The organism is Bradyrhizobium sp. LB13.1, from assembly GCF_054056815.1.
Genome location: NZ_JBSRYQ010000001.1, coordinates 3,873,001 through 3,887,125, shown reverse-complemented (window position 1 = coordinate 3,887,125; position 14,125 = coordinate 3,873,001). Strand labels below are relative to the sequence as shown.

Genomic DNA, 14,125 nt, shown 5'->3' with positions numbered 1-14,125 from the left:
CAATTGTCTTTCCGCTTCGAAGGCTACGTCATCGTCTCCGCGGACGGCATGCTCGCCGATCCGGCGCACGTCATGCCGGACAGCCTGAAGTTCGAAGGCGACAAGCTGTTCTTCGAACAGGCGCTCGATCGCGCCGCGCTGGTCGTGCACGGCCGGCACTCCCACGAGCAGCAGCCGAATTCACCCAAGCGCAAGCGCCTGATCCTGACCCGCAAGATCAAGGCTCTGACCGTCGATCCCGAGATGCCGAACGCGACATTGTGGAATCCGGATCATGCGCGCTTCGAGGAGGCCTGCGCCTTCGCCGATGTCGCCTCCGGCACCATCGCGATCATCGGGGGCCCCGTCGTGTTCGACATGTTCATGGACCGCTACGACACGTTCTGGCTGTCGGAAGCCCCCCATTTGCGGCTGCCCGGCGGCGAAGGCTGTTTTGTGGATGTACCGGCGCGGACGCCGCACGAGGTGCTTGCGTCACACGGGATGAAGCCGGGCACGCCGTATCTGCTCGATGCGGCGCATGACGTGACCGTCACGCCGTGGCGTAGGACGTAGGTGGTTTAGCCTCACACGTCCCCGTAGGCCGCCTCGGCCGGACGCGTGGCGCGGCCGTAGCCCATGATCATGAACAGCGCGCCGATGATGGAGAGGTTCTTGAGCGCGTCGACCAGCATCTTGGCGTTCTCGGGCGCCGCCTGGTTCCAGAAGTCGTAGAACAGGAAGGTCGCGACCGCGACATAGATGATCATCAGCATCGCGAAGAAGCGCGCACCGAAATTCAGCGCGATCATCACCCCCCCGATGATCTCGAGCACGCCGACCGCGATCGCCAGCAGTTGCGGCGTGGACATGGCCGTCGCCGTCTCGATCTGCTTGGCGTAAGGCGCGATCATCTCGGGCACCACGACCTTGGCGGTGATGAAATCAACCGTCGCCTGCATGGCAAACAGTCTTGCCGCGCCCGTGTAGATGAACAGCACGGCGAACAGGATTCGCCCGAAAGTCACGAACGCTGGCATGATCGGCCTCTTGGCTCAGGCTTTCTGAAATCGCAACCTTGACGAAAGCACCGAGCGATTATGAAGAGTCATTCGCCGGTTTACAAACGGGGAAATCGCTAACTGCAAGTAATTCAAAAATAGCCCCGCGCACGAACTTCCCCTCATCCGGCGCTTCGCGCCACCTTCTCCCACAACAAGGGGAGAAGGGATTGCACCTCCGGCGGCGCTTCAGTTCGCCTCAGGTAAACAACGTCGGCTGCTGCCGGGCCGCGCGCTCCTGCGCTTCGACCACGGCCACCGCGGTCATGTTGAGGATGCCGCGTGCCGTCACCGACGGGGTGAGGATGTGGGCCGGGCGCGCCGGGCCGATCAGGATCGGGCCGACGGGGAGCGCGTCCGCCAGCGACTTGATCATCTGATAGGCGACGTTGGCGGTGTCGAGGCTCGGCATCATCATGATGTTGGCCTCGCCCTCGAGCTTGGAGTGCGGCAGCACCATTTTCCGCGCTGCGGCTGAGAGGGCGGTGTCGCCTTGCATCTCGCCGTCGGCCTCGATCTCCGGATGCTTCTCCTTCAGGAGCTGGGTTGCCCGGCGCATCTTGCGCGAGGAGTCCGTGTCGTAGCTGCCGAAATCCGAATGCGAGACGAAGGCGATCTTCGGCTTGATGTTGAAGCGCTGGACGTGGACCGCCGCCAGCGAAGCGATTTCGGCGAGCTCCTCGGCGCTCGGATTGGGCCGCACCTGGGTGTCGGCGATGAAGAAGGCGCCCTTGCTCGTGATCAGCAGCGCCAGCGCCGCATAGTCGCTGATCCCCGGGCAGAACCCGACGATCTCGCGGACATGGCGCAGATGGCTCATGTAGCGGCCCTCGACGCCGCAGAGCATGGCGTCGGCCTCTCCGCGCACCACCGCGAGCGCGGCGATGACGGTGTTGTTGGTGCGCACCACCGTGCGCGCCGCATCCGGCGTGACGCCGCAGCGGCCGGCGACCTCGACATAGGACTGCACGTAGGAGCGGTAGCGCGGATCGTCCTCGGGATTGATGAGGTCGAAGTCCTTGCCGGCCTTGATCGAGAGGCCGAAGCGCTTGATGCGCGCCTCGACCACCGACGGACGTCCGACCAGGATCGGCGTCGCCAATTTCTCTTCCAGCACCACTTGCGTGGCGCGCAGCACGCGCTCGTCCTCGCCTTCGGCGTAGATCACGCGCACCGGCTGGGTCTTGGCCTTGGCGAACATCGGCTTCATGACGAGGCCGGAGCGGAAGGCGAAGCGCTCGAGCAGCGCGGTGTATTCGTCGAAATTCGTGATGGGGCGGGTCGCAACGCCCGATTCTATCGCCGCTTTCGCCACCGCCGGCGCGATGCGCAGGATCAATCGGGGATCAAACGGGCTCGGGATCAGCGAGCCCGGTCCGAAACCCTGCGTTTCGCCGGTGTCAAAGCCTTGCGCGACCGCATCGGACGGCGCCTCGCGCGCGAGCTGTGCGATCGCCTCCACGGCGGCGTGCTTCATCTCCTCGTTGATCGCGGTGGCGCCGACGTCGAGCGCGCCGCGGAAGATGAAGGGAAAGCACAGGACGTTGTTGACCTGGTTCGGATAGTCCGAGCGCCCGGTGCAGATCATGGCGTCAGGGCGCGCCTTGCGCGCCTCTTCCGGCATGATCTCCGGCGTCGGGTTCGCGAGCGCCATGATCAGGGGCTTGTCGCCCATCGCCTTGGCCATCTCGGGCTTGAGCACGCCCGGTGCCGACAGGCCGATGAAGATGTCGGCGCCGCCGATCACGTCGGCCAGCGTGCGCTTGTCGGTCTTCTGCGCATAGACCGCCTTCCAGCGGTCCATCGTGGTGTTGCGGCCCTCGTGCACGAGGCCGTCGATGTCGCAGACCCAGATGTTCTTGCGCTGCGCGCCCATCGACACCAGCAGGTTCAGCGTCGCGATCGCGGCGGCCCCTGCCCCCGACGCCACGATCTTGACGTCGGACAGCTTCTTGCCGTTCAGCCTGAGACCATTGGTGATGGCGGCGGCAACGATGATCGCGGTGCCGTGCTGGTCGTCATGGAAGACCGGGATCTTCATGCGTTCCTTGAGCTGCGCCTCGATCTCGAAGCACTCCGGTCCGCGGATGTCCTCGAGATTGATGCCGCCGAAGGTCGGCTCGAGCGCGGCCACGGTCTCGACCACGCGATCGATAGTGTCGGCGGCGATCTCGATGTCGAACACGTCGATGCCGGCGAATTTCTTGAACAGGACCGCCTTGCCCTCCATCACCGGCTTCGAGGCCAGCGGGCCGATATTGCCGAGACCAAGCACGGCGGTGCCGTTCGAGACCACGGCGACCAGATTGGAGCGGATCGTCAGCGTCGCCGCTTCCGCCGGGTTCTTGGCGATCTCCATGCAGGCGGCGGCGACGCCTGGAGAATAGGCAAGCGCGAGGTCGCGCTGGTTGGCGAGCGGCTTGCTCGCCTGGATCTCGAGCTTTCCGGGGCGCGGCAGACGGTGATAGGCCAGCGCCGCCTGGTGGAGATCATCGGAATAAGACGACATGCGGTGTCTCGCCTCGCGTTACCGGCCTCAAACTACGTTGTCCTGACCGGCCCGCCTTCGGGTGGTATTTCCGGGTCATGGAAACGGGATGAAGCACGGCGGGCGCCCCGGTGGCAACATCCGATTGCGGCCCCATCAACAGGGGCGCGCGGTCAAATATCTAGATGATCGGCTCGATCCCGAGCAAGGTACATGCGGTCGCCAAGATGGTCATGCCCACCGATCCATCCGCCTCGAAGCAGATTACATTGATGCTCAGCGGGATCGACAAGCTCGCGATCGACCTCGATCTCGGCGCGGCGTGGACAGAACAGTCCAACAGCTTCGTTCTGACGCCCGCGACCCTCGACATCGGGATCGCAAAAGTGCAATTGCGTATCGCGCTCAACAACGTACCACGCGAAGTGTTTTCGACCGATCCCGCCCAACTGATGGGTCAAGCGGCCCGGATTGAGGCTGTCGCGCTCGAGTTCTCAGTGCGCGACAATGGTTTCGTCGATTCCGCGGTGACGCAGAATGCACGGGGGCGAAATGTCAGCCGCGACGCCGCGCGCCAGACACGCGTCGACAGCGTCAAAGCCTACCGAGCAGATATCGCCGCCGCCAATCCGGAGGCAGGCACGGCGGTGGATGCGGTCGCAAGCTTCATCGAAACGCCGGGCCAGACGCTCGTCATCAAGGTCACTCCGCGCGCGAAGGTGCCGCTACTGCAATTGATGCAGCTCTTCAATGCCGACCCGGAGGGCACGCTGGCGCAGTTCAATATCGAGGCGTCGACGGGGCTGTAGGGAAACGAGGCGCAGCTCTCTCGGCGTCATTGCGGAGACAGCCTCACTTCTGCGGCAGGCTCACCTTCACATGCAGATCGCGGAGCTGCTTGGTGCTGGCGTCCGACGGCGCGCCCATCAGCAAATCCATGGCCTGCTGGTTCATCGGGAACAGCGAGATCTCGCGCAGATTGTTGGTGCCGCACAAGAGCATCACGATGCGGTCAACGCCCGCGGCCATGCCGCCATGCGGCGGCGCGCCGTACTGGAAAGCGCGGTACATGCCGCCGAAGCGATCGACCACTTCCTGCTCGCCATAGCCGGCGATCTCGAACGCCTTCACCATGGCTTCCGGCACGTGGTTGCGGATGCCGCCCGAGGCAATCTCGTACCCGTTGCAGGTGATGTCGTACTGGAACGCCTTGATGGTCAGCGGATCCTGCGACTTCAACGTTTCCAAGCCGCCCTGCGGCATCGAGAACGGGTTGTGCGAGAAGTCGACCTTCTTGTCCTCCTCGTTGTACTCGTACATCGGGAAGTCGACGATCCAGGCCAGTTCGAACCGCTCCTTGTCGGTGAGGTTCAATTCCTCGCCGACCTTGTTGCGGGCCAGCCCTGAAAACTTCCAGAACTTGTCGGGATCGCCGGCGACGAAGAAGGCGGCATCGCCCTCCTTGGTGCCGATCTGCGCGCGGATCGCAGCAGTGCGCTCGGGCCCGATGTTGTTCGCGAGCGGACCGGCACCCTCGCCGCCCTCGCGCCACATGATGTAGCCGAGGCCCGGCTGGCCTTCGCCCTGCGCCCATGAATTCATGCGGTCGCAGAAGGCACGGCTGCCGCCGCCCGGCGCGGGCATCGCCCAGACCTGATTCTTGGGGTCTTCGAGCATGCGCGCAAACACCTTGAAACCCGAGCCGCGAAAATGCTCGGAGACGTCCTGCATCTCGATGGGGTTGCGCAGGTCCGGCTTGTCGCTGCCGTACTTTCGCAGCGACTCGGCGAACGGAATCCGACGCCAGTTCTTGCTCACCGGCTTGCCCTTGGCGAACTCCTCGAACACGCCGGTGATGACAGGCTCCATCACCGCGAAGACGTCTTCCTGCGTGACAAAGCTCATCTCGACGTCGAGCTGGTAGAACTCGCCGGGCAGACGGTCGGCACGCGGGTCCTCGTCGCGGAAACAGGGCGCGATCTGGAAGTAGCGGTCGAAGCCCGACATCATCAAGAGCTGCTTGTACTGCTGCGGCGCCTGCGGCAGCGCGTAGAATTTTCCCGGATGGATGCGCGAGGGCACCAGGAAGTCGCGCGCGCCTTCCGGCGAGGACGCGGTCAGGATCGGGGTGTTGAACTCGAAGAAGCCTTGCCCCTCCATGCGCCGGCGCATCGACTTGATGATCTCGACGCGCGTCATGATGTTCTGATGCAGCTTCTCGCGGCGCAAATCGAGGAAGCGGTACTTCAGGCGGATGTCTTCGGGATATTCCTGCTCGCCGAACACCGGCAGCGGCAGGTCGCCGGCCGGGCCCAGAACTTCGATCTCGCTGACATAGATCTCGATCTTGCCGGTCGGCAGATCGTCATTGTCGGTGCCTTCGGGGCGACGACGGGCCTTGCCGTCCATCCGTACCACGAATTCCGAGCGCAGCTTTTCAGCCTGCGAGAACGCCGGCGAGTCCGGGTCGACCACGCATTGGGTCAGGCCGTAATGGTCGCGCAGGTCGATGAACAGCACGCCGCCATGGTCGCGAACGCGATGGACCCAGCCTGAAAGGCGGACCGTCTCGCCGATGTTATTCTCGCGGAGCGCGCCGCATGTATGTGACCGGTAGCGATGCATGGTCGTCCCAAAATCAATGTCGGAGGATCGAATCGGACCTGCCGAAAACGGCCGGTCCAAAGTTGCGGCAGGGTTTACCCGACGAGGCCCAAGGCGGCAACCAAGGGAACGCCCTGTTTTCGGCTGGAAGTGCCCATTTCTGGCCAATCTGGGCTCAAGCCTTTGCCATCAGGCGTTCCACGCCTATCTTGAGGCCATGACGGTTCATTTCCCCTTCCAGAACTCCTATTCGACGCTGCCGGACAGCTTCTTCGCCCGGGTCGCACCGACGCCGGTGGCAGCGCCCCGGCTGATCAAGCTGAACCGGCCGCTGGCGCTCCAGCTCGGACTCGACCCTGATGTCTTGGAGACGCCGGAGGGCGCCGAGATCCTGGCCGGCAAGACGGTTCCCGCAGGCGCCGATCCCATCGCCATGGCCTATGCCGGCCACCAGTTCGGGCAATTCGTCCCACAGCTCGGCGACGGCCGGGCGGTCCTGCTCGGCGAGGTCATCGACAAAGACGGCATCCGCCGCGACATCCAGCTCAAGGGCTCGGGCCCCACCCCGTTTTCCCGCCGCGGCGATGGCCGCGCCGCGCTCGGGCCGGTGCTGCGCGAATACATTGTCAGCGAGGCGATGTTCGCGCTGGGCATTCCGACCACCCGCTCGCTCGCCGCCGTCGTCACCGGCGAGCACGTCATTCGCGAGACCGCGCTGCCCGGCGCGGTGCTGACCCGCGTGGCCTCGAGCCACATCCGCGTCGGCACCTTCCAGTTCTTTGCCGTCCGCCGCGACGCCGACGCGATCCGCCAGCTCGCCGACCACGTCCTCGCCAGGCACTATCCGGAGCTGCTTGGCGTCGATAGGCCCTACCACGCACTGCTCGCCGGTGTCGTCGCGCGCCAGGCCGACCTCGTCGCGCGCTGGCTGCTGGTCGGCTTCATCCACGGCGTGATGAACACCGACAACAGCTCCGTCTCCGGCGAGACCATCGATTACGGTCCGTGCGCCTTCATGGACGCCTATAATCCCGCGCAGGTGTTTTCCTCGATCGATGAGATGGGCCGCTATGCCTATGCCAACCAGCCGCGCATCGCGTTGTGGAATCTGACCCGACTGGCCGAATGCCTGTTGCCGCTGTTTGGTGAAGAGCAGGAAAAGGCGATCGAGCAGGCGCAGGAGATCCTTGGCGCATTTCCGGACACCTTCAGCAAAGCCTATCAGGCAGGCCTGCGCCGGAAGATCGGGCTATTCACCGAGCGCGACGGCGACGAGGCGCTGATCCAGGACCTGCTGGATGCGATGGCGAAGAACCAGGCTGATTTCACCCTCACCTTCCGCAAGCTGGGCGACGCCGCAGGCAGTCTCGTTGCGGATGCCGCGCGCGCGCAGTTCACGGACCCCACAGCCTTCGACGAGTGGGCCAAGCGCTGGCACGAGCGCACGGCTCTGGAGCCGCAGCCCGCAACCGAGCGGCAAGCCGCCATGCACGCCGTCAACCCGATGTTCATTCCCCGCAACCACCGCGTCGAAACCGTGATCCAGGCCGCGGTGAACAACGACGACTACGCGCCGTTCGAGGAATTGGTGAAGGTGCTGGCCAAGCCCTACGAGGACCAGCCCGAGTACGCGGCCTACGCCGATCCGCCGCTGCCGGACCAACGGGTGTTGCAGACGTTCTGCGGGACGTGAGGACGTTCAATTCGTAGGTGGATTAGGGTCTGTTGGGATTCAGGATTCTCATCGGGGCTTGATTGTGATTCAAGCTTGGGATGGACCGATTCGTTTTGACTGACGCCCAATGGGCGAAGATGGAGCCGCATTGTCTTGGCAAGCCGGGAGATCCGGGCCGCAGCGGCAAGGACAACCGACTGTTTGTCGAGGCCGTTCTGTGGATCGCCCGAACCGGCAGTCCCTGGCGGGATCTGCCGGCGATGTTCGGCCACTGGAATAGCACATTCACGCGCTTTCGCGACTGGGTGAAGGCGGATGTCTGGAAGCGGCTGTTCGAGGCCATCTCCGACGATCCCGACATGGAATACGCCATGGTCGACGCCACCATCGTCAAGGTCCACCGCCACGGTCAGGGCGCAAAAGGGGGACGCAAAGCCAGGCGATCGGCCGCTCGAAAGGCGGCATGACCACCAAAATTCTGGCGCTCACCGATGCGCTCGGCAATCTCGTGCGCTTCGTGCTCCTGCCGGGACAGCGTTTCGATACGGTGGGCGTGCCGCCGCTCATCGAGGGATTGGCCTTCAACGCGCTGATCGCTGATAAGGCCTTCGATAGCAACGCCATCATCGCCGAACTCGAAGCGCGTGGCGCCAAAGTCGTCATCTCCCAGCATCCGCGCCGTGCACAGCCTCTCGCCATCGACAAGGAGATGTACAAATGGCGGCATCTCATCGAGAACTTCTTCGGCAAGCTCAAGGAATTCAAGCGCATCGCAATGCGCGCCGACAAGACCGACCAGAGCTTCACTTCAATGATCTATCTGGCCGCGGCCGCGATAAACTCCAGATGAATCCCAACAGACCCTAGTTAGCCGAAGGCGTAATCTATGATGCGGGGGCGTGTCCGGCCGTGGCTGTTTCCGCAAACAGACCGGCCTCCACGCGAGATCATGCCTTCAGGCAGGCTGAGGCTCGACGATCTTGAGGCGATCGCCGATGCCGCCGCGGTCGTGACGTGATCGTGGGCCTCAAGTCCCGTTAACCCCGCGTCCACCATCCGGCCCGGCCCGCCGCCGGTAACCACGAGAATTAACAGACCCTCAATTCGCCCCGGACAAGTTTAGCAATGTTTCCGAGGGGTTTTGCCATGGATCTGTTGGTTTTCGAGTTCCTGGGACTGGCGCTGGTCGCCATGTGCGTGGTCGTGGTGGCACTGCCTTGCGCCCGAAAACCCTCGCGGCGGGTCCGTTACGAATAGGATTATCGTCGGAAAATGCGATTCCGGCCCAAATGCAAGGCTCGAATTCGCTTAGAGCCCCTTGACATCACAGCGCTTTCGGCAGAACGGCTGATGGACTTGTCATGGGCCGTTCATGGATTTGATTACACCACCACCGCTGACCTTGCGGCTGCCTGCAGCCGGCTGGCCAAGCACCCCGTCATAACAGTCGATACCGAGTTCCTGCGCGAGACCACCTATTACCCGCTGCTGTGCGTGGTGCAGATGGCCAGCGCTGAGGAAGCGATCGTCATCGACACCCTGGCCGAGGGCATCGACCTCAAGCCGTTCTTCGAGCTGATGGCCAACGAGGGCGTGCTGAAGGTGTTCCACGCCGCCCGCCAGGACATCGAGATCATCTGGCACCAGGCCAACATCATTCCGCACCCGGTGTTCGACACGCAGGTCGCGGCCATGGTGCTCGGCTACGGCGACAGCATCGCCTACGACGCGCTGGTCGAGAAGGTCGCCGGCCACCGGCCCGACAAGACCCACCGTTTCACCGACTGGTCGCGCCGGCCGCTGACCAAGGAGCAAATGCATTACGCCGTGTCCGACGTCACGCATCTGCGTGACGTGTTCGCCGCGCTCGATGCCGATCTGAAGAAGCGCCGCCGCAGCGAGTGGGTCTCCATCGAGATGGAGGTCCTGACCTCGCCGAAGACCTACGACTTCCACCCCGAACGCGCCTGGGAACGGCTCAAGACGCGGGTGCGCAAGCCCAAGGACCTTGCGGTCCTGATGGAGGTCGCCGCCTGGCGCGAGCAGGAGGCGCAGAGCCGCGACGTGCCGCGCGGCCGCGTGCTGCGCGACGAGGCCGTCAGCGACATCGCGACCCACGCGCCGAACACGATCGAAAAGCTCGCAAACTTGCGCTCCGTGCCGAAGGGTTTCGAGAAATCAAAATGGGGCGCGGACATCGTCGCCGCGGTCGAGCGCGGGCTGGCGCGGGATCCTGCCACGCTGCCGAAGCTGGAGAAGCCGCGCAACAACAACAATGGCGCCGCGATCGTGGAGCTGTTGAAGGTGCTGCTGCGGATGACCGCGGAGCGCCATGCGGTCGCCAGCAAGGTGATTGCCACCGTCGACGATCTCGAAGAGATCGCGGCCGACGACCAGGCCGACGTGCCGGCGCTACGCGGCTGGCGCCGCGAACTGTTCGGCGAAGCCGCACTGAAACTGAAGCGCGGCGAGCTGGCGCTGGCGGTCGAGAAAGGCCGCGTGATCGGGGTTCAGCGGGCGGAATAGGCCCTCCCCGATCTCGTTCTGGCGAAGGCCAGGACCCACTATCCCAAGGAGGCGTTTGGTGAAGACACCTCGCTCGGTACTCCTACCACCCTTCTCGATAGATCACGCGGTATGGGTCCTGGCCTTCGCCAGGACGACACCGAGGGTATAAGTCGACCGCCCGCAACGACACGCCTTACGCCGGCGTCAGTTTCGCCACTTCCGGCTTCATGTCATCCAGCACGCCTGAGATCGCCGCGATCAGCTCGTCGATCTGGGCCTTGGTGACGATCAGCGGCGGGCAGATGGCGATGGCGTCCAGCATGTTGCGCGAAATCACGCCGCGCTCCTGCAGCATGCGGCTGGCCATGCCGCCAACGGCGCCGGGCGTCGCCGCTGCGGTCTTGCGCCCCTTGTCCAGTACCAATTCGATCGCCGCGATCATGCCGACGCCGCGGACCTCGCCGACCAGCGGATGGCTGGTGAGCTCGCGCAGCTTGGCTTGCATGTAGCCGCCGAGCTCGGCGGCATGCGCGACCAGGCCGCGCTCCTCGATGATCTTCAGATTCTCCAGCGCAATCGCCGAGCCGACCGGATGACCGCCCGCGGTAAAGCCATGGCCGAGCACGCCGATCTTGTTGCTCTCGTCCGCGATCGGCTCGAACATGCGCTCGTTCAGGAGGATTGCCGACAGCGGGAAATAGCTCGAGGTGATCTGCTTGGAGACCACGATCGCGTCAGGCTTGATGCCATAGGTCTCGCAGCCGAACATCTTGCCGGTGCGGCCAAAACCGCAGATCACCTCGTCGGCGACCAGCAGGATGTCGTACTTGTTCAAAACCTTCTGGATCTTGTCCCAATAGGTCGCCGGCGGCACGATGACGCCGCCCGCCCCCATCACCGGCTCGCCGAAGAAGGCCGCGATCGTGTCCGGGCCTTCCTTCTGGATCAGCGCATCGAGTTCCTCGGCCCGCCGTGTCGCGAAGGCTTCCTCGCTCTCGCCGGGCGCGCCGTCCTTGTAGAAATGCGGCGAGCCCGTGTGCAGGATGTTCGGCAGCGGCAGGTCGAATGAGCGGTGGTTGTTCGGCAGGCCGGTCAGGCTGGCGGACGCGATGGTGACGCCGTGATAGGCGCGCATCCGGCTTATCACCTTCTTGCGCTGCGGCTGGCCGAGCGCGTTGGAGCGATAGGCGATCAGCTTCAGGACGGTGTCGTTCGCCTCCGAGCCGGAATTGGTGAAGAACACCTTGCTCATGGGCACCGGCGCGAGCGCCACCAGCTTCTCGGCGAGATCGATCGAGGGCCCGTGCGATTTGGCGGAGAACGTATGGTAGAACGGCAGCGCCAGCATCTGCTTGTGCGCGGCCTCGACCAGCCGCTTCTCGTTGAAGCCGAGCCCGACGCTCCACAGGCCTGCCATCGCCTCGAAATAGCGCTTGCCCGACGCGTCGAACACGTAAGGACCCTCGCCGCGTTCGATCACCAGGGGACCGGCCTGCTGATGGGCGCGCGCGTTGGTGTAGGAATGGAGCTGGTAGGCCACATCCCGGGCCTCTTGCGAATTGGGCAGCATGGACATTTGCGAGAATCCTTGAAAGCCGTCACGTCGCCGGCGCGGCCAGCGTCATCACTCGATGATCCAGTCACTTGGCTATTGCGGCAACGCAAAACTTGCAACGCCAATTCGTCGGCGGCAAGCGCTCAGCAGCGTTGCACAAAGCCGCACATCGGGCAGCTGCACGGGGCAGCGCTCACGCCGCGCCGTCGTCATTCCCATCGCCATCGGCGGCAGTGGCTTCCCGCACTTCCACCAGCGCCATCGACAGCAGATATACCGTCGTGGACAAACCAAGACGGCGCGCCGCCTCGGCGGCATGCGACAGGTCGCTTGCCAGCTCCTTGAGCTGATCTCCCCGTGACAATGTCCCACTCCATCCGCCGATCGCGGCCGTCTACACCGCAACGGCGCCGCTGGCTCTGATCAGTTCGGCGCTGGACTGGATTGTAGCAAAATTCCCGATCACATTCACTACCGCATGCTTGTAGGCGGCGGCGTCGCCAGTTCCCGGCTGGCGGCAGGCCACCGCATCGGCGGCCACCTGGTAGCGATGGCTGCGGTGAAACCCGTCGACAGCGGTGGCCAGGATGGTTTCGTCCAGGGAAAAGCCTGCGAGCACGCAACGCACATTGCGGATATTGGACATGTAGTCCACGAACCGCGACGAACTGTAGGCCGACGGCAGCGGGTGCTCGAACGTCATTTCTCCCGGCCGCGGCTTCGCGTCCACGATCCAATCGGTCAGCCTGGATGCCGGATTGAACCAGGCTGCCTGAGCGATGCGCTTCAAATGCATCACCGGCCAGAGATTGTCGCGCCACAGCGTCAGCAGTTCCAGGCAGCGCGCCGTCGCAACCTCGCCGTCGAGGATGACGTGGCGACGTCCAGGGGTCAGATATTCGATCTGGAGATCCGCGCAGACCAGGATTGGCGGATCGTCGGTGATGGAAGCCAGCATGATCTTGCGCGCAGCTGCACTGGTTTCAACGGCCAGCGAGCGCGACGTCCCGCAGCGGCGACGTCACGGCTCGTCCAGCCGAGGCGTCGAGCACGCCCGGCCGGTCCCAATCGCCCTCGGGACGGATGATCACATAGGGATCGCTGTCCAGCGTAATCGCGTCCGGACCCGGTTCGATCTCCAGCAGCATCTCCGTGTAGGAGAAGTCGGAGAAGGTGACCTTGCGATTGTGGCCGAGCGGCTTGGCGCCGAAATGGGCCCAGAAATCGACCAGTCGGTCCTGCGCCTGGCCGTAGATCTTGCGAAAGCCCTTGCGCTTCACATAGTCGACGCTCGCCTGCACCAGCTTGAACGAGACGCGCGAGCGCCGATATTGATGCCGCACCGCAAGCCGTTCCACCTTGGCGAAATCGCCGAAGAACCGCACCCGCAGACAGCCGGCAGGCTCGTTGCCGACATAGCCGATGAAATGCGCGGCGACCATGTCGTTGCCGTCGAACTCCTCATCGAACGGGCAATCCTGCTCGGCGAGATAGACGGCTGAGCGGATCGAGGTGACCAGCATGAGATCGCTGAGATCGCGTGCGAGGCGAATGGTGATGGCGCGGGAGTCGGGCTTCGCGAGAGGAATCCTAGTACCGTGCATCTGCAAAACTCCTTGCTTGGATGATCGCGCCGGGCATGCGCATGGGTTGTCGATGCCAGGGGCGCTCGTAGCACCAGAGGTCGGGTTGGAAGCTCGGAACAGGCTCGAAGCCGGTCGCCTTCATGATGTCGCGTCCGGCCACGGTTGACGGCTGCGCATAGCAATCCGCGTTACGAAACCTTAGCTGTCTTAGATGAGCCGCGGCCTTGCCGAGACCGAACGGCGACGCCGCGCCCTGTCGCCGCGATCGCCCAGATGTAGATGGCAGAAACGTCCTCCTTCGCAGAAGCGAGATCGCGCGTTTCCGGCGCGGTGAGACAGATCTCGTCGAGCAGCAGCGCATCGTGGCCGCGTTCGTTCAGAAACAGGAAGGCCATGCCGCCGACGAGGTTGCCCTTCCGGCTGAAAGTCAGGATGCTCTCGGGATCGAAGGTGAAGTATCTTGCAAGCTCAGCCGTCCCGATCCGAACGCCCGGCACCAGCCGGTGCGCCATCTGCGAAAGCGCGGCAATTTCGGAAAATTGGGCGCAACGGACCTCGACATCCGGACTGAGCGGCAGCGCGTCGAAATCATGCCTTGCGGCAAACGAGCCCCTTTCCATACCCATGTCACCCCTTTATCGTCCGCGGCTTTCGTGCCCCGCTATCGCG

10 protein-coding genes and 4 pseudogenes are annotated in these 14,125 nt (G+C 64.0%); 6 read left to right on the top strand and 8 right to left on the bottom strand.

Translation table 11 applies throughout. From position 1 onward, the window contains the following. Positions 1–3 precede the first annotated feature (3 nt). Entirely contained in the window at positions 4–555 is a 552-nt protein-coding gene (locus tag ACVWYI_RS18290) for a dihydrofolate reductase (RefSeq protein WP_247443467.1), read from the top strand. An 11-nt stretch (positions 556–566) separates the two neighbouring features. Here the strand turns inward: ACVWYI_RS18290 and ACVWYI_RS18285 are convergent, their stop codons facing one another. Together ACVWYI_RS18285 and ACVWYI_RS18280 are read right to left on the bottom strand one after the other, a co-directional pair. After that, positions 567–1,019 carry a DoxX family protein gene (locus ACVWYI_RS18285; protein WP_247346422.1) on the bottom strand — a complete coding sequence of 151 codons (453 nt, stop codon included), beginning with the start codon at positions 1,017–1,019 and terminating at the stop codon, positions 567–569. Between the two features lie 220 nt (positions 1,020–1,239). Then, on the bottom strand, positions 1,240–3,549 hold the full coding sequence (locus ACVWYI_RS18280; protein WP_354052999.1) for an NADP-dependent malic enzyme: 2,310 nt from the start codon (positions 3,547–3,549) through the stop codon (positions 1,240–1,242). A gap of 164 nt (positions 3,550–3,713) precedes the next feature. Here ACVWYI_RS18280 and ACVWYI_RS18275 point away from each other — a divergent pair, with 164 nt between their 5' ends. Continuing rightward, positions 3,714–4,337: a hypothetical protein gene (locus ACVWYI_RS18275; RefSeq protein ID WP_456662805.1), complete on the top strand. Its 624-nt coding sequence runs from the start codon at positions 3,714–3,716 to the stop codon at positions 4,335–4,337. A gap of 43 nt (positions 4,338–4,380) precedes the next feature. Here the strand turns inward: ACVWYI_RS18275 and aspS are convergent, their stop codons facing one another. Further along, complete coding sequence (gene aspS / locus ACVWYI_RS18270; RefSeq protein ID WP_247443463.1) at positions 4,381–6,153, bottom strand: aspartate--tRNA ligase; 1,773 nt, start codon at positions 6,151–6,153, stop codon at positions 4,381–4,383. A gap of 196 nt (positions 6,154–6,349) precedes the next feature. Here aspS and ACVWYI_RS18265 point away from each other — a divergent pair, with 196 nt between their 5' ends. The 4 genes and pseudogenes from ACVWYI_RS18265 to rnd all read left to right on the top strand — a co-directional run bounded on the left by ACVWYI_RS18265 (position 6,350) and on the right by rnd (position 10,333). After that, complete coding sequence (locus ACVWYI_RS18265; protein ID WP_456662804.1) at positions 6,350–7,825, top strand: protein adenylyltransferase SelO; 1,476 nt, start codon at positions 6,350–6,352, stop codon at positions 7,823–7,825. A gap of 80 nt (positions 7,826–7,905) precedes the next feature. After that, positions 7,906–8,657 (top strand): annotated as a pseudogene (locus tag ACVWYI_RS18260) (IS5 family transposase). Between the two features lie 45 nt (positions 8,658–8,702). Next, a pseudogene (locus ACVWYI_RS18255) lies at positions 8,703–8,813 on the top strand (LysR family transcriptional regulator); the annotation flags it as partial. Positions 8,814–9,179: 366 nt separating this feature from the next. Further along, positions 9,180–10,333 (top strand): annotated as a pseudogene (gene rnd / locus ACVWYI_RS18250) (ribonuclease D). Positions 10,334–10,508: 175 nt separating this feature from the next. On the opposite strand, the gene ACVWYI_RS18245 reads toward rnd, so the two are convergent. The 5 genes and pseudogenes from ACVWYI_RS18245 to ACVWYI_RS18225 form a co-directional block, all read right to left on the bottom strand. Beyond that, on the bottom strand, positions 10,509–11,891 hold the full coding sequence (locus ACVWYI_RS18245; RefSeq protein WP_247346405.1) for an aspartate aminotransferase family protein: 1,383 nt from the start codon (positions 11,889–11,891) through the stop codon (positions 10,509–10,511). A 172-nt stretch (positions 11,892–12,063) separates the two neighbouring features. After that, positions 12,064–12,234 (bottom strand): hypothetical protein, encoded by a 171-nt coding sequence (locus ACVWYI_RS18240; protein WP_247346393.1) that lies wholly within the window; start codon positions 12,232–12,234, stop codon positions 12,064–12,066. Positions 12,235–12,264: 30 nt separating this feature from the next. Beyond that, positions 12,265–12,828 carry an isochorismatase family protein gene (locus ACVWYI_RS18235; protein WP_456662803.1) on the bottom strand — a complete coding sequence of 188 codons (564 nt, stop codon included), beginning with the start codon at positions 12,826–12,828 and terminating at the stop codon, positions 12,265–12,267. A gap of 25 nt (positions 12,829–12,853) precedes the next feature. Beyond that, positions 12,854–13,474 (bottom strand): GNAT family N-acetyltransferase, encoded by a 621-nt coding sequence (locus ACVWYI_RS18230; RefSeq protein WP_247443457.1) that lies wholly within the window; start codon positions 13,472–13,474, stop codon positions 12,854–12,856. Then, positions 13,461–14,082 (bottom strand): annotated as a pseudogene (locus tag ACVWYI_RS18225) (hypothetical protein). The gene ACVWYI_RS18230 and the pseudogene ACVWYI_RS18225 overlap by 14 nt, the downstream one beginning before the upstream one ends. Positions 14,083–14,125: the final 43 nt, after the last annotated feature.